Consider the following 19,571-nt stretch of genomic DNA (forward strand, 5'->3'; position numbering starts at 1 on the left):
TGCGGACAGCCTTGGCTGTCCGCTTTTTTTTGGGGCGGCGCACCCCGGATGATTTTCAGGACCGTGGCACATGCATGAGCATCCGCTACAACGCTTCTTCAAATCCTTGCGCGAACGTCCGGTGTTTGCGTGGGAGCGCTATCAGAAGCGCGATGTGCTGGTGATTGATCACCCGCTGTGTCAGGCGGTGTTCAGTCGGCAGGGCGCGCAGTTGCTGCACTTCCAGCCAAAGGGCCAGAAGCCCTGGCTCTGGTGCGCGGCGAAGTGGCCACAAGTCGGCGCGATTCGTGGCGGTGTGCCGGTATGCTGGCCGTGGTATGGCCGTCATCCAAGCGAAAACGCCTGGCCTTCTCATGGCTGGGCACGGTTGATCGACTGGAAACTGCTCGACAGCAGCCATGACGACGATGGCGTGCGCCTGCATTGGCAACTTCAGCTGTGTGACTGGCAAGTGGACCTGCACGCACACTTGGGCGAACGCATGGATCTGCGCCTGAGCACCGAGCATCAGGACAGCCTGCCGTGCCAATTGAGCCAGGCGTTGCATGCCTATTGGCGTATTGGTGATGTCGGTGAGATAGCGCTGTCCGGGCTCGATGGCGCTCACGGTTACGACCAGTTGAACCGCCAGGTTTGCCAGCAGGAAGGCGAGTTGAGAGTCGACGGTGGGTGTCAGCGGGTGTTCCAGCATGACGGTGAATTGCAGCTCAAGGACCACGCCTGGCAGCGCGAGTTGTGCATCGACACCGGCGACCATGCGGACACGGTGGTCTGGCATCCGGGGGCGCGACCGTTGCTGGGGGTGAGCTGGAACGAGATTTCAGAATTTGTGTGTGTCGAGGCGGCGAGTGGCGGGACCGACAGTTTGAGCCTGGCGCCGGGGCAGAAAGCGCATTTGAGTTTGCAGGCGCGGGTGGGGGTTTAGTTCCAGAATCTTTGCGCCTGGGCTGGCCCTTTCGCGAGCAGGCTCGCTCCCACAGTGGACCTGCTTTGAATACAAATACAGTGTCCACCGAAGATCTAATGTGGGAGCGAGCCTGCTCGCGATGAGGCCAGGACAGGCAATGAAGATATTGACCTAGTTAAACTCATCCCCAACCGGATACCGACTGGCATTGAGGCTCTCTTTGATCTTGCGCAAATGCGGCTGGAAGTCCACGCCACGGCGCAAGGTCATGCCGGTGGCCAGCACATCCAGCACGGTCAGCTGGATGATCCGCGACGTCATCGGCATATAGATGTCGGTGTCTTCCGGCAACGGAATGTTCAGGCTCAAGGTGCTGGCCTTGGCCAAAGGCGACCCCTCGGCCGTCAGCCCCAGCACTGAAGCGCCGTTCTCCCGGGCGATACGCGCCACTTCCACCAGTTCGCGGGTGCGGCCGGTGTAGGAAATGATCACGAACAACTCGCCGGTATGCGCCACCGACGCAATCATGCGCTGCATCAGCACGTCGGCATGGGCGGTGACCGCCAGGTTGAAGCGGAAGAACTTGTGCTGCGCGTCCAGAGCCACCGGGGCCGAGGCGCCAAGGCCGAAGAAGTGGATCTGCCGGGCCTGGATCAACAGGTCGACGGCGCGGCTGATCAGGTTCGGGTCCAGTGCCTGCAAGGCGCTGTCCAGCGACGCAATGGCGCTGCCGAAAATCTTCTTGGTGTACGCCTCGGGATTGTCATCGGCCTCGACAGCACGGCTGACATACGCCGCGCCGCTGGCCAGGCTCTGGGCCAGTTGAAGCTTGAGCTCCGGGTAGCCACTGACGCCGAACGAACGGCAGAAACGGTTGACCGTCGGCTCGCTGACCTTCGAGGCCTGGGCAAGCGCGGCAATGCTGAACCGGGTGGCCAGCTCAGGGTTGAGCAGGATCACTTCGGCGACTTTGCGTTCCGCCTTGTTCAGGTCTTCAAGGCGATTCTGGATCTGTTCCAGTAAATTTCGCACGCGGTCCATATATGTTCCTTAGCTCCGCAAACAAGAGAGCAATGCAAATAAGGGCCCCGGCTATGCAAATTGGGACTTTGATCGGGCCCGTCACGGTGGCCTATCCTACTGATGGCTCCGACCGACCACCACTCGGAATCTGTATTTTGCGAAAATGTTGTGGTTATTACTACATTTTCCCTTGAGTGATGCCTTGAAAAAAGGTATTTGTAGCTTAACTTGATAAAAGAACAAACATCATGCCTTCGATTACGGTTGAACCGTGCACCTTTGCCTTGTTCGGCGCCCTCGGTGACTTGGCCCTGCGCAAATTGTTTCCTGCCCTTTATCAACTCGATGGCGCAGGCCTGCTGCACGAGGAAACGCGGATTATCGCGCTGGCCCGTGAGCCAGGCAGCGAGCAGGAACACCTGGCGTTCATCGCCTCCGAACTGCGCCGTTATGTAGGCGCCAAAGAGCTGGACGAAGCTGTGGTCGAACGCTTCCTGGCCCGTTTGAGCTACCTGCATGTCGACTTCCTCAAGGCCGACGATTACGTCGCCCTGGCCGAAATGGCCGGCAGCGCCCAGCGTGTGATTGCCTACTTCGCCACGCCGGCCGCCGTTTACGGCGCGATCTGCGAGAACCTGTCGAAGGTCGGCCTGACTGAAAACACCCGCGTGGTGCTGGAAAAGCCCATCGGTTCGGACCTGGAATCCTCGCGCAAGGTCAATGACGCCGTGGCGCAGTTTTTCCCGGAGAACCGCACCTACCGCATCGATCACTACCTGGGCAAAGAGACCGTCCAGAACCTGATCGCCCTGCGTTTCGCCAACAGCCTGTTCGAAACCCAGTGGAACCAGAATTATATCTCCCACGTGGAAATCACCGTGGCCGAGAAGGTCGGCATCGAAGGCCGCTGGGGTTACTTCGACAAGGCTGGTCAGCTGCGGGACATGATTCAGAATCACCTGCTGCAACTGCTCTGCCTGATCGCCATGGACCCGCCGGCCGACCTGTCCGCCGACAGCATCCGTGACGAGAAAGTCAAAGTGCTCAAGGCCCTGGCGCCTATCAGCCCGGAAGGCCTGACTACACAAGTGGTGCGCGGCCAGTACATCGCCGGGTACAGCGAAGGCAAACCGGTTCCGGGGTATCTGGAAGAACCGAATTCGAACACCCAAAGCGACACCGAAACCTTCGTCGCCCTGCGTGCGGACATCCGCAACTGGCGCTGGGCCGGCGTGCCGTTTTACCTGCGCACCGGCAAGCGCATGCCGCAGAAGCTGTCGCAGATCGTCATCCACTTCAAGGAACCGTCGCACTACATCTTCGCCCCCGAGCAGCGCCTGCAAATCAGCAACAAGCTGATTATCCGCCTGCAACCGGATGAAGGCATTTCCTTGCGTGTGATGACCAAAGAACAAGGCCTGGACAAGGGTATGCAGTTGCGCAGCGGTCCGTTGCAGCTGAATTTTTCCGACACTTATCGCAGCGCACGGATTCCCGATGCCTACGAGCGGTTGTTGCTGGAAGTGATGCGCGGCAATCAGAACCTGTTTGTCCGTAAAGATGAAATCGAAGCCGCGTGGAAGTGGTGTGACCAGTTGATCGCCGGGTGGAAAAAATCCGGTGATGCGCCCAAGCCGTATGCGGCTGGGTCCTGGGGACCGATGAGCTCCATTGCTCTGATCACGCGGGATGGGAGGTCGTGGTATGGCGATATCTGAATTGAAACTGCCTCAGGGCGTCAGCGCCCATGAGTTCAAAAGCCCGGTGTTGCTGGCCGATGGTCTGGCGCTGAATGTGGCCAAGCAACTGAGTGACGCCATCGACGCTCGCGGCAGCGCGACGCTGGTGGTGTCCGGTGGCCGCAGCCCGGTGGCGTTCTTCCAGAACCTGGCGAAGCAGAAACTCGACTGGTCCAAGGTGGTCGTCACCCTGGCCGACGAGCGTTGGGTGCCGGTCGAGCATGCCGACAGCAATGCCGGTCTGCTCAAGCGTTACCTGTTGCAAGGCCCGGCAGCCAAGGCTCAGTTTCTGAGCCTCTACAGCGCCACCGCGAACCTTGAGCTGGCCGCCGAGCAGGCCGACCGTTTGCTCGCCGAATTGCCGCCGATCGATGTGTTGATCCTCGGCATGGGCGATGACGGTCACACCGCTTCGTTGTTCCCCAACAGCCCGAACCTGATCGATGCCTTGAAAGTCGACGGCACCCGTCGGTGCTATCCGATGCTGGCACCGACCGTGCCGCATCAGCGACTGACCATGAGCCGCGCGCTGCTGGCCTCGGCCAAGACCACCGTTCTATCGATTTCCGGTCAGTCCAAACTGACCACTTTGAGTGCCGCATTGGCCGGTGACGATGTCGCCGCCATGCCGATTCGCGCGTTTCTGCAACCTACGTTAGAGATTTACTGGTGCCCATGAGCCAAGGATCAGCCGCTATGACAATCACATCCCCGACCGTTTCCATGGCGGACAAAATTGCCCTGATCGACAGCCTCTGCGCCAAGGCGCGGATCCTGCCGGTGATCACCATCGCCCGCGAACAGGACGTCCTGCCGCTGGCCGATGCCCTGGCCGCCGGTGGCCTGACTGCCCTGGAAGTGACCCTGCGTTCGCAGTTCGGCCTCAAGGCCATCCAGATTCTGCGTGAGCAGCGTCCGGAGCTGGTGACCGGTGCGGGTACTGTGCTGGATCGCACGATGCTCGCCGCTGCCGAAGCGGCCGGCTCGCAGTTCATCGTCACCCCGGGTATCACCCGTGACCTGCTCGAAGCCAGCGTCGATAGCCCGATCCCGCTGTTGCCAGGCATCAGCAACGCTTCCGGCATCATGGAAGGCTATGGGCTGGGTTATCGCCGCTTCAAGCTGTTCCCGGCGGAAGTCAGCGGTGGCGTTGCCGCCATCAAGGCCCTTGGCGGCCCGTTCGGTGAAGTGAAATTCTGCCCGACCGGCGGCGTCAGCCCGGCCAACATCAAGAGCTACATGGCGTTGAAAAACGTGATGTGCGTGGGCGGTAGCTGGATGCTGGATCCCGAGTGGATCAAGAACGGCGACTGGGCCCGCATTCAGGAATGCACCGCCGAGGCCTTGGCGCTGCTGGACTGATCGGCTTTTACCAAACACTTCGTTGTGTGTTCTACGGCTTTACGGTGCGCTTGGTCGGTGCACCGTTTTTTTTTGCCTGATGAAATACCGCTCCTGCAAGGGAAATGATGCGATACATAGTTACCGCCTCTCGCCGCCCATCCAGCGTTAACCTGCGTTCATCTTATGGAAGAGAGAACGTCATGGACGACACCACCTCCGCAACACCCGCACCCTCCGTTTACCTGCTGTCTCCCGAGCAAATTGCCGGCCCGTATTTCCGCAATCCGAAACTGATCAGGCGCAACATCAGCGAGAGCGCCGATGGCATTCCCCTGGTGCTGCGACTGTCGATTGTCGATGCCATGACGGGGGAGCCGGTGACCGGAGCCCTGGTCGATATCTGGCATTGCAATGCGCGCGGTGCGTATTCGGGCTGGAGCAAGGTCAATCCGGACCAGGAAGTCGATGTCGGGGACATCGGCTCCATCCCGCGCACCGACGACGACACCTATCTGCGTGGCGGACAATTCACCGACAAAAAGGGCATTGTGCGGTTTACCACCATCTACCCGGGGTTCTATGCCGGCCGCACCTTGCACATCCATGTCGCCGTGCGCATCACGTCCGGCAACAATTTTCTCGAAGAGCGGCATGTTGCCTGGGTCGGTCAGCTCTACTTCCCCGAACCCGCCTCGCGTTCGGTGCTAAACGCCCGGGACTACAGCGGCCGATCGGTCTCGCCGCTGAGCAACAATGAAGACACTTATTACCGCGAGCAGGGCGGCGAGGCTTCGACATTGACGGTCCACACCCTCGGTCGAGACTCGAACGAGGATGGCTTTTTCGGGCATACGACCATCGGTATCGACACGTTCGCCGCTTCGACGCAAATCAAGCCGGAGGACTTCGACAAATACACGGTCTGACGTCAGCGCAACTCGCTCAGCGCCCTGGCCAGCAGATCCATGTCGGCAGCGGTGGTGGTGAGCCCTGGTGTAATGCGAATGCAGGGCCCGCTCGCCGCGCCACTGCGGACCACGGTGAACAGGTTGTAATCGCTGAGCAGCCGCTCGACCATCGCCTGTTGATCGGTATGCCGGGTAAAGCGCATCGAGGTAATGCCGCAATACAGTCGCGGGTCATCGGGTGTCATGATCTCGATCCCCGGTAGCTCGCGAACGGCGCTGACCCACCGGTTGCGCAGGTAGTTGAGGCGTGTGCTCTTGGCAGCGGCCCCGCCCATGGCCAGGTGCTCCTCGAACACTAGCGGCAGCGTCAGCAGGGCCGGGATGTTCGGTGTGCTGTAGGGCGTGCGGGCGCGGATATCGGTGACCGGGAAGTGCATCTCGCCCATGTCCGGGTCGATGTCGGCCAAACGCTCGGGGTCTATATAGATAAAGCCCAGCGTCAGGGGCGCGCCAATCCACTTGTGCAGGTTGAAGCCGGCGAAAGAAACGCCCAGCTCATCCAGATTGAACTCGATCTGGCCGAGGGCGTGCGCGCCGTCAAGGATCACGTCGATGCCGTATTCTTTGGCGGCAGCAGCAATGGCCTGCACGGGCATGACCAATCCGGTGCGATGGGTGACATGGGTCAGGGCCATCAATTTGAGCTTTGGATAACGCGCGAAAGCGTCGCGATAAGTCGCCAGCAAGCTGTCAAACGTTGCGGGGTGCGCGTGGTCGATTTCGATCACTTCCACGCCGCGATGCCGCGCCAGCCAACGCATCGCGCCTTTGACCGTGTCGTACTCCAGATCGCAAATCAGCACCTGATCGCCCGGCTGAAGGCGATTGTAATTGCGGATCAACGATTGCAGGCCGTCCGACGCGTTGCGGGTGAGGGCCACGGTGTCGACTGGAACGTCGATCAGGCGGGCGAGCTGCGCCCGGATCTCGAGACTTTCGATCTGTTCGAAACGCTGGCGTACATGCACCGAGTTGCTGCGGTTGATCAGCTCGATATTGCGCTCGTACTCCTCGACCACGGTGCGCGACATCCGTCCGAAGTAACCGTTTTCAAGGTTGATGGGCCCGGGTTCGACCGAGTAGCGGTCGGCAAAGGTTTTCCAGAAATGTTCATCACGGGCGCGACGGGTGTTATCGGGCATGAGCTACTCGGCTTTTTTGATGACGATGTCAGTGGCGCGGGGCAGGTTTGCCGTGTTTGGCGCGCAGCGGTTCGAGCAGGTCCGACAGACCGTTGTGGTCGATCTCCTGCATCAGGGCCAGCAATCCGCCCAGCTCACCGTGCGGGAATCCTTCACGGGCGAACCAGTTCAGGTATTGGCCGGGCAGGTCGGCAATGATGCGACCCTTGTATTTGCCGAAGGGCATTTCACGGGTGATCAACAGTTCGAGCTTTTCAGGGTTCATCTATCGGTCGTCTTGATTCATCAGGCTGGAAAATACAGGCATTCTGCATGCAGGCCAATTGACAGTTCATGCAAAAAAAGCGGATACAGATTTGGTCGCTATAACTAACTTGTTGAAATATAACGCATAAATTCTCAGTTCGAAGCTGGCATGCAGGGTGCAATAGCTATTGCATCTTTCATCAACCCGCAAGGAATTGAAAAATGACCGACATGAATAAAGAAGCGATCTCTGTACTCAACGACCTGATTGAAACCAGCAAAGACGGTCAGGAAGGGTTCAAGACTTGCGCTGAAGACATCAAACACCCTGAACTCAAAACCCTGTTCGTGCAACGCTCCGCCGACTGCGCCACCGCCGCTGCCGAACTTCAGAGTGCCGTGCGTTCGATGGGCGGCGATCCGGAAACGTCCACCAGTGTCAGCGGTGATCTGCACCGTCGTTGGGTCGACGTCAAAGCGATGTTCACCGGCAAGGATGAAGAAGCCGTGCTGAACGAAGCCGAACGCGGTGAAGACCATGCACTGAAGGCTTACAAAGAAGCCCTCGAAAAAATCAACAAGCACAATCTGGTGGGCATTCGTGACCTGGTTGAACGTCAATACCACGGCGTGCAACGCAATCACGATCAGGTAAAAGCCCTGCGCAACCAGGCTCGCGCACGCTCTTAAGCGTTCGTAGCCTGTCAAAAACGCCAGCCAGTCTGGCGTTTTTTTGTGTCTGGGATTTAACGCTGGACGGAATATAGATAGCTCGCTAATAATTTGTTTTTCAAGTGACTTCAGTGAACCCGACTATCGTTAAAAACGTCCTTTCAAGAGTCTTTTACGTGCCTATCACTTTGCAGGCTTTGTTTGCGCCTGACCGCCGCGCCCTACAGTTCGCAATCAAAACCCTGATCGGTGGCGGTCTGGCCCTGTGGCTGGCATTGCGCTGGGGGCTTGAGCAACCCGCCTGGGCATTGATGACGGCGTTCATCGTCGCTCAGCCATTGTCTGGAATGGTGGTGCAGAAGGGGCTGGCACGGCTGCTGGGCACGCTGGTCGGCACGATTATGTCGGTGGTATTCATGGGCTTGTTCGCCCAGACGCCTTGGCTGTTTTTGCTGGCCTTGGCGTTGTGGCTCGGGTTGTGTACGGCGAGTTCAACGTTGCTGCGCAGTGCCTGGTCCTATTCATTTGTGCTGGCCGGTTACACGGTGGCGATCATCGCATTGCCGGCCATTACCCATCCGCTGACGGTGTTCGACCAGGCCGTGGCGCGCTGCACGGAAATCTGTCTGGGCATCCTGTGCGCCACGGCGGCCAGCGCGTTGCTGTGGCCGATGCGCGTCGAGCGACAACTGGCGGATCAGGCGCGAGCCGCCTGGAACAGCGGGATGAATGCTGCGCGTGCAACGCTGGCCGGCGATGCTCAGGCCCGTAAGGGGTTGCTGGAGATCCTCGGGCGAATTGTCGCGGTCGATGCCCAGCGCGAACATGCCTGGTTTGAAGGTGGCCTGGGTCGGCAGCGGGCACGAGCCATCAGCGGCTTGAGCCAGAAGCTCTTGATGCTGCTGCGCATTGCCCGTTCGGTGCGCCGTCAGTGGAAGCAACTGGAACCACAGGAAGCCGAGCAACTGTCGCCGTGGATGACCGAGGTTCAGGTTGCGCTCAGCGGCGACGATACGGCGACCCTGCAAGCGTTGCGGCCGAGGTTGCTCGATGCGTCCCATGACCCGCACATCAGCTCGGCGCAGAGTTATTGCCTGGCCCGTTTCACCTTGTTGCTCGATACCGCGATGGCGGCCACTGCGGCGATGAAAGCGGTGGAGGAGGGGCGCGAAACGGTCGATCCGCCACGCACCCTGGCGCCGCACCGCGACCTGTCATTGGCGCTGGTGTTTGGCGCGCGTAGTGCCCTGGCGTTTCTGGTGGTGTCGTGCTTCTGGCTGGCGACGGCCTGGCCCGCCGCGTCGGGCGCCCTGGTGCTGACGTGCGTGGTGTGCAGCCTGTTCGCCAGTCGAGAGAACGGTGCGCAGATCGGCATGAGTTTTATGCGTGGCATTTTCCTGGCGATTCCCGCGGCGTTTTTCGTCGGGCAGATTCTGCTGCCGCAATGGAGCGGATTTGCCTTGCTCTGCATGGGCATGGGCGTGCCGTTGTTTTTCGGTGCGCTGGGCATGGCCAAGCCGCAGATTGGGGCCACGGCGACTTCGTTCTGTCTGCATTTCATCGTGCTGGTGTCGCCGCTGAACGCGATGAAATTCGACGTCGCCACGTTCTTCAACAGCGCCCAGGCGATGGTGGTCGGTGTCGGCGCGGCGGTGCTGGCGTTTCATTTGCTGATCCTGCGTAACCCGGCGTGGCATGGCCGCCGCTTGCTGGCAGCGACGCTCGACGATCTGGTGCGGCTGACCCGACGTAACCTGCGGGGTGCCGAAAGCTGGTTTGGCGGACGCATGGCCGACCGCTTGCTGCAACTGGCGCGGCACTATCCCGAGTTGCCGGAACCGGCGCGCAGTCGCTGGGATGACGGCTTGCTCGGCCTCGATATCGGCGATGAATTGTTGCATCTGCGGTTGAGCCTGGCGGTGGCGCAAGTGCCGGTCAGCGCACCGCAGCGGCGTTATCTCGAGCAGTTGGAAAAAGTCCTTGAGCAGGGCCCTGCGGGCAACTGCGCCGATGCGCTCGAACGACCCAGCGCAGATTTCTTGAAGACCTTGTACGCGTTGCCACCCAGCGACGCGGTGAAACTGGCTCAGGGCGCGGTGCTGCAACTGCAGAGCAGTTGGCGCGCCTGGTGCCGTCAGCAGGAGCAAAGCCATGGGCTTGCGTGAGTGGTCGGTGGGCGGCGTGCTGCTCAGTCCGTTTTTGATTTACGTGCTGCTGGCACTGCTGGTCACCGGAGCCTTGCGCATGCTGTTGCGCCTGACACCGGTCGGCCGCTGGATCTGGCACGAAGCACTGTTTGATTGCGCCTTGTACGTCTGTGTATTGACCTTGATCACCGTCGTCCTCGGACCTTTATAAGGAGTTGAACATGCGTACCCCCGTACGTGTCGCGGTAACCTTGAGCCTGGTGGCGGTGGCGATCTTTGCCGGCTTCCATTTGTGGCAGTACTACATGCTCACGCCCTGGACCCGGGATGCGCGGATCCGCGCCGACGTGGTGGTCATCGCCCCGGACGTCTCGGGGTGGGTGCGTGAGCTCAAGGCGTTCGATAACCAACCGGTCAAGGCGGGCGACCTGTTGCTGAGCATCGATCGTGACCGGTTCGAAGCGGCGCTGGAGAAGGCCCAGGCGGTGGTGCAGACCCGCCAGCAACAACTCAATCTGCGCGAACGCGAAGCCAGTCGCCGCGCCAGCCTCGGGCCGCAAGCCATCAGTGCCGAACTGCGCGAGAACGCACAAATCAACGCCGGTATCGCCCGGGGCGAATTGCGTGAAGCTCAGGCGGAAGCCAAGGTTGCCGAACTCAATCTGGCGCGCAGTCAGGTCCATGCGCCTCGCAGCGGCCACATCACCAACCTGCGCCTGGCCCAAGGCAATTATGTGAACGCCGGGCAACCGGTGATGGCATTGATCGATGATTCGACCTTCTATGTGCAGGCGTATTTCGAGGAAACCAAGTTGTCGCGGATTCGGGTGGGCGATCCGGTGAAGATCTGGTTGATGAGCGCGGGAGAAGCGCTGGACGGGCATGTGGAAAGCATCAGTCGCGGGATTACCGATCGCAACACCACGCCAGATGGGCAGTTGTTGGCGGAGGTAGAACCGACGTTTAACTGGGTGAGGCTGGCACAGCGGATTCCAGTGCGGATCAAGATTGATAAATTGCCGGAGGGCATGAATCTGAGTTCGGGGATGACGGCGAGTGTGCAGGTAAGCGAACGCTAAATACGCTGCGCCGCAATCATTGTGGCGAGGGAGCTTGTCGGAACGCCACACCGTCCCGCTCGGCTGCGAAGCAGTCGTAAAAACTAACGCCGCGGTTGATCAGATCAAACGCGGCGCCTGATTTGGGGGCGCTGCGCCCCCCAACGGGACGGTGCGGCGTTCCGACAAGCTCCCTCGCCACAGGTGAGAGGTGAATCAGCCGATGCTGATCGCCGGCAGAGTAGGCAGCGTCACCGTCTGCTGCTTGCGCGGCGCCAGAATCTCGGCCTCGCCATCCACTACCAATTCATCGCGCTGGTTAAACACCCGCGTGGCGATCCGCACACGAAACTTCGGCAGTTTCTCGAGGATTTCCAGGCGCACGGTCAGGGTGTCGCCAATCTTCACCGGCTTCTGAAAGCTCATCTGCTGACCGATATAAATAGTCCCCGGCCCAGGCAACTCGCAAGCCACGGCCGCGCTGATCAGCGCACCGCTGAACATGCCGTGAGCGATGCGCTCCTTGAACATGGTGCCGGCGGCGAATTCCGCGTCCAGGTGCACCGGGTTGTGATCACCCGACATCGCGGCGAACAACTGAATGTCGCGCTCTTCGACCGTCTTGCTGTAGCTGGCGGTCTGGCCGACTTCGAGGGCTTCGTATGGGGTGTTGGTAACCTGGGTCATCTGTTTCAATTCCTGTGACGAATAAAAAATCCACAAAAAACTATTCCGATCTGGGTGGCCGGCGGTGGCTCAGCGCCTGGGCGATCCAGTTCAACACGTCATTGATCACTTCATCGCGGTTGCTCTCGTTGAACAGTTCATGCCGTGCCTGCGGGTAAATAGTCAGTTGCAGGTTCTGGCTGCCGGCCGCGCGTAGTGCATCGGCCAGATCCTTCAGACGTTTGCCTTCGCTCACCGGATCACATTCACCGCCAATCACCAGCAACGGCAGGCCCGGATCAATCTGAGCGAGATTGGACGCTTTGCTGATTTGCTGCAACCCACCGAGCAAATCGATCCACAGCTGATTGGTGCAACGAAAGCCGCAGAGCGGGTCGTTGGCGTACCGATCGACTTCCGCCGGATCGCGGCTGAGCCAGTCGAAACGCGTGCGCACCGGTTTGAATTTTTTGTTGAACGAGCCAAACGACAGCCACTCGATCAGCGCACTGCGGCCCTTGGGCCCCTGACGCAGTTTTTCGACACGGGCAATCTGACGTGCCGCACGATAGAGCGCGATGGGCTGGAAGTTCGAACCGCTGAGCACCGCACCGTGCAGGCTGGCGCTGTGATGCAGCAGGTAGGCCTGGGCGATGTAGCTGCCCATGCTGTGGCCGAGTAGCACGATCGGCACGCCAGGATGTTGCTGGCCGATGTGCTGGTTGAGGCTCGCCAGATCGCCAACCACTTTGCACCAGCCATCGTCATCGGCGAAATGGCCGAGCGTCCCGTTTTCGGCAGTTTTGCCATGTCCCCGCAGGTCCGGCGCGTAGACACCGTAACCCTGCGCGCAGAGTTTTTCCGCCAGGCGGGCGTAGCGACCGCTGTGTTCCGCCATGCCATGGGCCAGCAGAATCACGGCTTTCAAAGGCGGATCGGGCAGCCACTGGTTGACGAAGAGGCGGCTGCGGTCACTCGCGGTCAGCCAGAAAGTGTCGTGGATCATGGCGATTCCTTTGCATGGGGCTGCCGGGTATGAAAATAGCCTCGATGCATTGTATAGCGCATCCAGCGCTTGCCGTCTGATCAGGCCACGCCGCTGCAGCAAGATTCACGCGGTCAATGACGCCCATTGGCATATTTGCCTGATTCGCCATAGCTGCTAGTGTCCGTGAAGCCCCGCTTTTACAAAAGTGACAGAAAAGCGGCCCGGATAGGCTCAGGTAAAGAGGACAAGAACAATGCAACCTGATTTCTGGAATGACAAACGCCCGGCCGGCGTGCCCCTGGACATTGACCTTGGGGCCTATAAGTCGGTGCTTGAGGTGTTCGAGCGTTCCTGCAAGAAATTCGCTGATCGCCCCGCCTTCAGCAACATGGGCGTGACCCTGACCTACGCCGAACTGGAGCGCTACAGCCTGGCGTTCGCCGGTTACCTGCAAGCCCACACCGACTTGGTGCCGGGGGATCGCATCGCGGTGCAGATGCCCAACGTTTTGCATTACCCGATTGCCGTGTTCGGTGCCTTGCGCGCCGGGCTGATCGTGGTCAACACCAACCCGCTGTACACCGCGCGGGAGATGCGTCATCAGTTCAAGGACTCCGGTGCCCGGGCGTTGGTGTACCTGAACATGTTCGGGGCCAAGGTCCAGGAAGTGCTGCCCGACACCGACATCCAGTACCTGATCGAAGCGAAGATGGGCGACCTGATGCCTGCCGCCAAGGGTTGGCTGGTCAACACGATGGTGAGCAAGATCAAGAAAATGGTCCCGGACTATTCCTTGCCCCAGGCGATTTCCTTCAAGAGCGCGCTGCGTCTGGGCCGGGGCCTGGGCATCAAGCCGCTGAACGTCAGCCTCGACGACATCGCGGTGTTGCAATACACCGGCGGCACCACCGGCCTGGCCAAGGGCGCGATGCTGACCCACGGCAACCTGGTGGCGAACATGCAACAGGCGCGGGCATGCCTCGGACAGTTCGGCAGCGACGGTCAGCCATTGCTGCGCGAAGGTCAGGAAGTGATGATCGCGCCGCTGCCGCTGTACCACATCTATGCCTTCACGGCGAACTGCATGTGCATGATGGTGACCGGCAACCACAACGTGTTGATCACCAATCCACGCGACATCGGCGCCTTCATCAAGGAGCTGAAGAACTGGCGGTTCTCGGCACTGCTGGGGCTTAACACGCTGTTCGTTGCATTGATGGATCACCCCGACTTCAAGACCCTGGATTTCTCCAGCCTCAAGCTCACCAACTCCGGTGGCACCGCGCTGGTCAAGGCCACCGCCGAGCGCTGGGAACAGCTCACCGGCTGCCGCATCACCGAGGGTTATGGCCTGACCGAAACCTCACCGGTGGCCTGCACCAACCCCTACGGCGACAAATCGCGGATCGGCACGGTCGGCCTGCCGGTGCCGGGCACCACCCTGAAAGTGATCAACGATGAAGGCGTCGAGCAGCCGCTGGGCGAGCGAGGCGAACTGTGCATCAAGGGCCCGCAGATCATGAAGGGCTACTGGCAGAAACCGGAAGCCACCGCCGAGGTGCTGGATGCCGAAGGCTGGTTCAAGTCCGGCGATATCGCGGTGATCGACCCGGACGGTTTTGTGCGCATCGTCGATCGCAAGAAAGACATGATCATCGTCTCGGGCTTCAACGTGTACCCGAACGAGATCGAAGACATCGTGATGGCTCACCCGAAAGTCGCCAACTGCGCGGTGATCGGCGTGCCGGACGAGCGTTCGGGGGAGGCGGTGAAGCTGTTTGTGGTGGCCCGCGAATCAGGGGTCAGCCTTGAAGAGCTGAAGGCGTACTGCAAGGAAAACTTCACGGCGTACAAAGTGCCCAAGCACATTGTGTTGCGGGAGTCGTTGCCGATGACGCCGGTGGGCAAGATCCTGCGGCGGGAGTTGCGGGATATCGCGTAGTCGGTGAATGGCCGCGCTTCGCGCGTTCGCGGGCAAGCCTCGCTCCTGCAGGTTCGTGTCGTTCGTTAAGTCAGCGAACGATGCGAGCCTGCAGGAACGAGGCTTGCCCGCGAAGCTTTTAAACATCTGAAGCCCCCGGTTTCACAGGCTTTTCAGGGGTGTATAGAATTTTTGCTCTAAAATGACCGCTAGCAATTCTTGAGTCACAATTGTGACCGTAGAGGCCGCTTTTGGCTCTAGTCGACCCTTGGCAAAGCTGCTACTCTCGGCGCGCTTTGTGACGTCTCGGGCTTATGAAAGCGCTAGATTCACCGACAAACACACACCAATAATAATCGCATCAAATGCGGTGCTGAATTCGCGTTGCTGAGGAGTGGGCTTCCATGAACGAAGACTTTTGGAAGGATAAGTACCCTGCCGGGATTGCTGCCGAGATCAATCCAGACGAGTATCCGAATATTCAGGCAGTGTTGAAACGTTCCTGCCAGCGCTTCGCCGACAAACCGGCATTCAGCAACCTGGGCAAGACAATCACCTACGGTGAACTGTACGAATTGTCCGGTGCCTTTGCCGCTTACCTGCAACAGCATACCGACTTGCAGCCGGGCGATCGAATCGCCGTGCAACTGCCCAACGTGTTGCAGTACCCGGTCGCCGTATTCGGTGCCATTCGCGCCGGGCTGATCGTGGTCAACACCAACCCGCTGTACACCGCGCGGGAAATGGAACACCAATTCAACGATTCCGGTGCCAAAGCCCTGGTCTGCCTGGCCAACATGGCGCATCTGGCCGAAATCGTCGTGCCGAAAACCGGCGTCAAGCACGTGATCGTCACCGAAGTGGCCGACCTGCTGCCACCGCTCAAGCGCCTGCTGGTCAATAGCGTCATCAAGTACGTGAAGAAGATGGTCCCGGCGTATCACTTGCCCAAGGCGATCAAGTTCAACGACGTGCTGAGCAAGGGCCACGGCCAGCCAGTGGCTGAAGCCAACCCGGCCAGCAGCGACGTTGCCGTCCTGCAATACACTGGCGGCACCACCGGCGTAGCCAAGGGCGCGATGCTGACCCATCGTAACCTCGTGGCGAACATGTTGCAGTGCAAGGCGCTGATGGGTTCCAACCTCAACGAAGGCTGCGAGATCCTGATCACGCCGCTGCCGCTGTACCACATCTATGCTTTCACCTTTCATTGCATGGCGATGATGCTGATCGGCAACCACAACATCCTGATCAGCAACCCGCGCGATTTGACGGCGATGGTCAAAGAACTGTCGAAGTGGAAGTTCAGCGGCTTCGTCGGCCTCAACACCCTGTTCGTGGCGCTGTGCAACAACGAAGCGTTCCGCAAGCTGGACTTCTCGGCGCTGAAAGTCACCCTGTCCGGCGGCATGGCCCTGCAACTGGCGGCAGCCGAGCGCTGGAAAGCGGTCACCGGTTGCGCCATCTGCGAAGGTTACGGGATGACCGAAACCAGCCCGGTCGCCACCGTGAACCCGATCCAGCACATCCAGATCGGCACCATCGGTATTCCGGTTCCATCGACCGTGTGCAAAGTCATCGACGATGCCGGCGTTGAACAGCCGCTGGGCGAAATCGGCGAACTGTGTGTGAAAGGTCCGCAAGTGATGAAGGGCTACTGGCAGCGTCAGGACGCCACCGATGAAATGCTCGACAGCGAAGGCTGGTTGAAGACCGGTGACATCGCGCTGATCCAGCCGGACGGCTACATGCGAATTGTCGATCGCAAGAAAGACATGATCCTGGTCTCCGGTTTCAACGTTTACCCGAACGAGCTGGAAGATGTGCTGGCGACCCTGCCGGGCGTGCTGCAATGCGCGGCCATCGGCGTGCCGGACGAGAAGTCGGGCGAGGCGATCAAGATCTTCATCGTCGCCAAACCGGGCGTGACGTTGACCAAGGAGCAGGTGATGGAGCACATGCGTGCGAACGTCACCGGTTACAAGGTCCCGCGCGCCGTGGAGTTCCGCGATGCGCTGCCGACCACCAACGTCGGCAAGATCCTGCGCCGCGAATTGCGCGACGAAGAGCTGAAGAAGCTCAACGCCAGGAAAGTCGGCGCGTAACAAACAAGAAGCCCCGCAGATGCGGGGCTTTTTTTTAACGCTATCAGGACCGCTTTTGTGGCGAGGGAGCTTGCTCCCGCTCGACTGCGAAGCAGTCGCAAACCCGGCGTATGCGGTGCATCTGACGAAACGGGGTTGCAGGTTTCAGGGCCGCTTCGCAGCCCAGCGGGAGCAAGCTCCCTTCGCCACAGGGGGCTCGTTATTTACAGGCGAAACGGCGCGAAATTGACGTTGGTGCCCGCTGGACGCATGTCCTGGAGGTACGAGTCCTTGTCGGCGCTCAGCTCCAGGCTCAAGGCGGCTTTGCGCTTGCCTTCGTTGCGCACCACCAGGCCTTCAAGCTTCTCGCGCAGGAACACCGTCGGCACTTTCAAGTGCAGCAGTTCGTCGGTTTCCGGCGTGTGCATCAGCAGGTGAACCCATTCGTACTGACCAATGGCCAGGCGCGCCACCGGGATATCGAACCACCAGATGTTGCGGTTGCGGTTCAGTTCGGTGAAATGGCAGTTGTTGACGCCAAGCACAGCACCGCCGAGTTCCTGGTTTCTGCGGGCAATGGCCTGCTTTTTATCGAGTTTCATAACATTCCTACGGGATTGGATCTTCAGCGCCATGGCCTGAATACGTTGCGCATTCTCGGGGGTTGGTCGGCAAACATAAAGCCCAACCTGCACTGAACGATGAAATGTCGCCGTGAAAATAAATGAAACTCCGTGCAAATGCCCCCGGTCAATCTTTGTGTAACGACTTTTTCCGTTGAATTGTTCACAGGAGAAACACCATGAGCAGCACTGGCGATAAAGTAAAAGGCATGGCCAACGAAGCCGCCGGCAACGTCAAGCAAGGCGTCGGCAAGGCCACCGGTAATGACAAAATGCGCGCAGAAGGCGTCGTGCAGGAAAGAAAAGGCGAGGCCCAGCAAGCGGTCGGCAAAGCCAAGGACGCGATTAAGAAAGGCGTCGACAAGGCTTGATTCGGCCTTTGATGAACAACATGAACGGCCATCCACGGATGGCCGTTTTTGTGTCAGCCTGAACTTGCGCACGGAAATTGTTTCAAAGTCGCCAAGTAGGCTACTTTGATGTAGAAAACGGCCCCTGAGTCGCCTCGACTTCAACCCAACCTGCGGCGAAAGGAGACGCTAATGTTTTTCCCCCACATGAAAGGCCTGCGCCTGCACCGTGTCATGATGCGCACGGTCACCGAGTTCGTCGACGATGAGATGTCGACCTATGCCTCGGCGCTGGCCTATCAAATGCTGTTTTCGCTATTTCCCTTCATCCTGTTCCTGATCGCTCTGATCGGTTTCCTGCACCTGCCGGACTTCTTCTCGTGGCTGCGTCTGCAATCGGAACTGGTCCTGCCGCCTCAGGCGCTGGAGCAGGTGAACCCGGTGATCGACCAACTCCAGCAGTCCAAGGGTGGCTTGCTGTCGATTGGTATCGTGATTGCCCTGTGGACCGCATCCGCCGGCGTGCGGCTGATGATGAGCGCGATGAACGCCGCCTACGACGTGGTCGAAGGCAGGCCCGCGTGGAAGCGTTTTCCGCTGTCGATCATCTACACCGTTGGCATCGCCGGCATGCTGTTGATCGCCGCCGCGTTGATGGTGCTCGGGCCGCAACTGATGGGCTGGATTGCCGCGCAAGTCGGCATGGAAGACTTCATCGTGACCCTGTGGACCATCGTGCGCTGGCCCGTCGTGGTGATTTTGCTGATGGTGGCCGTGGCGCTGATTTATTACGTGATGCCCGACGTTAAACAAGAGTTTCGTTTTATCACCCCAGGTTCGGTGCTGGCGGTGGTGGTGTGGATCCTTGCCTCCGTGGGCTTTGGCCTGTACGTCAAGGAGTTCGCCAACTACAACGCCATGTATGGCAGTATCGGCGCGATCATCGTGTTGCTGCTCTATTTTTATATTTCCGCCGCGGTGCTGTTGCTGGGCGCGGAGATGAATGCAGTGATCGAGCACATGTCGACCGAAGGCAAGAATGACGGTGAAAAAGTCCCCGGTGAGCTCGATCACGAACCCAAACACCACGTTTCCGGACTGGGTCGGGATCACTCGATCAAGCCGCACACTGACGAAACCATAAAATGATCCGTGAAATCCTGAAAATGGGCGATGAACGCCTGCTGCGCATTGCTCCGCCGGTGCCGGCCGAGATGTTCGACAGCCCTGAATTGTGGCAACTGATCGACGACATGTTCCAGACCATGGAAAGCGTCGGTGGCGTCGGCCTGGCTGCGCCGCAGATCGGCGTCGATCTGCAACTGGTGATCTTTGGGTTCGAACACAGCGAACGCTACCCGGACGCTGAAGCGGTGCCGCAGACCATTCTGATCAACCCGCTGATCACACCTTTGAACTCGCTGATGGAAGAGGGCTTTGAAGGTTGCCTGTCAGTGCCCGGCCTGCGCGGCGCGGTAGACCGTTATCAGCAGATTCGCTACGAAGGCTTCGATCCCAAGGGCCAGCCTATCTTGCGGATCGCCGAGGGATTCCATGCGCGGGTGGTGCAGCATGAATGCGATCACCTGATCGGCCGGTTGTACCCGTCACGGATTACCGACTTCAGCCAATTCGGGTTCACCGAAGTGATGTTCCCGGACCTCGACCCTGACGCCGACGACTGAGCCGAAAA

At 59.6% G+C, this 19,571-nt stretch carries 20 protein-coding genes; 14 read left to right on the top strand and 6 right to left on the bottom strand.

Features of this window, described 5'->3' with window-relative positions:
* Positions 1-70 precede the first annotated feature (70 nt).
* On the top strand, positions 71-925 hold the full coding sequence (locus AC1ROI_RS31100; RefSeq protein WP_010457382.1) for a D-hexose-6-phosphate mutarotase: 855 nt from the start codon (positions 71-73) through the stop codon (positions 923-925).
* Positions 926-1,078: 153 nt separating this feature from the next.
* Here AC1ROI_RS31100 and AC1ROI_RS31105 read toward each other — a convergent pair whose 3' ends face one another.
* The gene (locus AC1ROI_RS31105) at positions 1,079-1,939 is read right to left on the bottom strand and encodes a MurR/RpiR family transcriptional regulator (protein ID WP_169858048.1); all 861 of its coding nucleotides are present in this window, start codon (positions 1,937-1,939) and stop codon (positions 1,079-1,081) included.
* A 239-nt stretch (positions 1,940-2,178) separates the two neighbouring features.
* On the opposite strand from AC1ROI_RS31105, the gene zwf reads away from it, so the two are divergent.
* From zwf to AC1ROI_RS31125, 4 genes are all read left to right on the top strand, one after another.
* Complete coding sequence (zwf, locus tag AC1ROI_RS31110) at positions 2,179-3,648, top strand: glucose-6-phosphate dehydrogenase (RefSeq protein ID WP_010457378.1); 1,470 nt, start codon at positions 2,179-2,181, stop codon at positions 3,646-3,648.
* Complete coding sequence (pgl, locus tag AC1ROI_RS31115; protein WP_077748690.1) at positions 3,635-4,348, top strand: 6-phosphogluconolactonase; 714 nt, start codon at positions 3,635-3,637, stop codon at positions 4,346-4,348. The genes zwf and pgl overlap by 14 nt, the downstream gene beginning before the upstream one ends.
* 17 nt (positions 4,349-4,365) lie before the next feature.
* Entirely contained in the window at positions 4,366-5,031 is a 666-nt protein-coding gene (locus tag AC1ROI_RS31120; protein WP_010457374.1) for a bifunctional 4-hydroxy-2-oxoglutarate aldolase/2-dehydro-3-deoxy-phosphogluconate aldolase, read from the top strand.
* 182 nt (positions 5,032-5,213) lie between these two features.
* Entirely contained in the window at positions 5,214-5,939 is a 726-nt protein-coding gene (locus AC1ROI_RS31125; protein ID WP_102594225.1) for an intradiol ring-cleavage dioxygenase, read from the top strand.
* A 2-nt stretch (positions 5,940-5,941) separates the two neighbouring features.
* On the opposite strand, the gene AC1ROI_RS31130 is transcribed toward AC1ROI_RS31125, so the two are convergent.
* Both AC1ROI_RS31130 and AC1ROI_RS31135 read right to left on the bottom strand, forming a co-directional pair.
* Positions 5,942-7,123, bottom strand: a complete 1,182-nt coding sequence (locus tag AC1ROI_RS31130; RefSeq protein ID WP_083375896.1) for an aminotransferase class V-fold PLP-dependent enzyme — start codon at positions 7,121-7,123, stop codon at positions 5,942-5,944.
* A gap of 28 nt (positions 7,124-7,151) precedes the next feature.
* Positions 7,152-7,388 (bottom strand): DUF3820 family protein, encoded by a 237-nt coding sequence (locus tag AC1ROI_RS31135; RefSeq protein WP_010457368.1) that lies wholly within the window; start codon positions 7,386-7,388, stop codon positions 7,152-7,154.
* 203 nt (positions 7,389-7,591) lie between these two features.
* Here AC1ROI_RS31135 and AC1ROI_RS31140 point away from each other — a divergent pair, with 203 nt between their 5' ends.
* The 4 genes from AC1ROI_RS31140 (at position 7,592) to AC1ROI_RS31155 (ending at position 11,267) form a co-directional block, all read left to right on the top strand.
* Positions 7,592-8,059, top strand: coding sequence for a ferritin-like domain-containing protein (locus AC1ROI_RS31140; protein WP_010457366.1), 468 nt, complete (start codon positions 7,592-7,594; stop codon positions 8,057-8,059).
* A gap of 158 nt (positions 8,060-8,217) precedes the next feature.
* Positions 8,218-10,206: an FUSC family protein gene (locus AC1ROI_RS31145; RefSeq protein WP_010457364.1), complete on the top strand. Its 1,989-nt coding sequence runs from the start codon at positions 8,218-8,220 to the stop codon at positions 10,204-10,206.
* A complete protein-coding gene (locus tag AC1ROI_RS31150; protein ID WP_008151119.1) occupies positions 10,193-10,399 on the top strand; it encodes a DUF1656 domain-containing protein in 207 nt (68 codons plus the stop codon). Before AC1ROI_RS31145 ends, AC1ROI_RS31150 begins: the two co-directional genes overlap by 14 nt.
* A 10-nt stretch (positions 10,400-10,409) precedes the next feature.
* Positions 10,410-11,267 (top strand): efflux RND transporter periplasmic adaptor subunit, encoded by an 858-nt coding sequence (locus AC1ROI_RS31155; RefSeq protein ID WP_077748686.1) that lies wholly within the window; start codon positions 10,410-10,412, stop codon positions 11,265-11,267.
* Between the two features lie 195 nt (positions 11,268-11,462).
* Here AC1ROI_RS31155 and AC1ROI_RS31160 read toward each other — a convergent pair whose 3' ends face one another.
* Complete coding sequence (locus tag AC1ROI_RS31160) at positions 11,463-11,933, bottom strand: MaoC family dehydratase (RefSeq protein ID WP_008151121.1); 471 nt, start codon at positions 11,931-11,933, stop codon at positions 11,463-11,465.
* A 40-nt stretch (positions 11,934-11,973) separates the two neighbouring features.
* Positions 11,974-12,918 carry an alpha/beta hydrolase gene (locus tag AC1ROI_RS31165; protein WP_010457358.1) on the bottom strand — a complete coding sequence of 315 codons (945 nt, stop codon included), beginning with the start codon at positions 12,916-12,918 and terminating at the stop codon, positions 11,974-11,976.
* A 235-nt stretch (positions 12,919-13,153) separates the two neighbouring features.
* Here AC1ROI_RS31165 and fadD2 point away from each other — a divergent pair, with 235 nt between their 5' ends.
* Together fadD2 and fadD1 are read left to right on the top strand one after the other, a co-directional pair.
* A complete protein-coding gene (gene fadD2 / locus AC1ROI_RS31170) occupies positions 13,154-14,842 on the top strand; it encodes a long-chain-fatty-acid--CoA ligase FadD2 (RefSeq protein WP_102594224.1) in 1,689 nt (562 codons plus the stop codon).
* A gap of 383 nt (positions 14,843-15,225) precedes the next feature.
* A complete protein-coding gene (gene fadD1 / locus AC1ROI_RS31175) occupies positions 15,226-16,926 on the top strand; it encodes a long-chain-fatty-acid--CoA ligase FadD1 (RefSeq protein ID WP_010457354.1) in 1,701 nt (566 codons plus the stop codon).
* A 203-nt stretch (positions 16,927-17,129) separates the two neighbouring features.
* Here fadD1 and AC1ROI_RS31180 read toward each other — a convergent pair whose 3' ends face one another.
* A complete protein-coding gene (locus AC1ROI_RS31180) occupies positions 17,130-17,507 on the bottom strand; it encodes a hypothetical protein (RefSeq protein ID WP_010457352.1) in 378 nt (125 codons plus the stop codon).
* A gap of 200 nt (positions 17,508-17,707) precedes the next feature.
* Here AC1ROI_RS31180 and AC1ROI_RS31185 point away from each other — a divergent pair, with 200 nt between their 5' ends.
* The 3 genes from AC1ROI_RS31185 to def all read left to right on the top strand — a co-directional run bounded on the left by AC1ROI_RS31185 (position 17,708) and on the right by def (position 19,563).
* Positions 17,708-17,899 carry a CsbD family protein gene (locus tag AC1ROI_RS31185; RefSeq protein ID WP_010457349.1) on the top strand — a complete coding sequence of 64 codons (192 nt, stop codon included), beginning with the start codon at positions 17,708-17,710 and terminating at the stop codon, positions 17,897-17,899.
* A 171-nt stretch (positions 17,900-18,070) separates the two neighbouring features.
* On the top strand, positions 18,071-19,027 hold the full coding sequence (locus AC1ROI_RS31190) for a YihY/virulence factor BrkB family protein (RefSeq protein WP_010457347.1): 957 nt from the start codon (positions 18,071-18,073) through the stop codon (positions 19,025-19,027).
* Positions 19,024-19,563, top strand: coding sequence for a peptide deformylase (gene def / locus AC1ROI_RS31195; protein WP_010457345.1), 540 nt, complete (start codon positions 19,024-19,026; stop codon positions 19,561-19,563). The genes AC1ROI_RS31190 and def overlap by 4 nt, the downstream gene beginning before the upstream one ends.
* Positions 19,564-19,571 lie beyond the last annotated feature (8 nt).

This window comes from Pseudomonas sp. GW823-FHT02C02 (assembly GCF_058797635.1).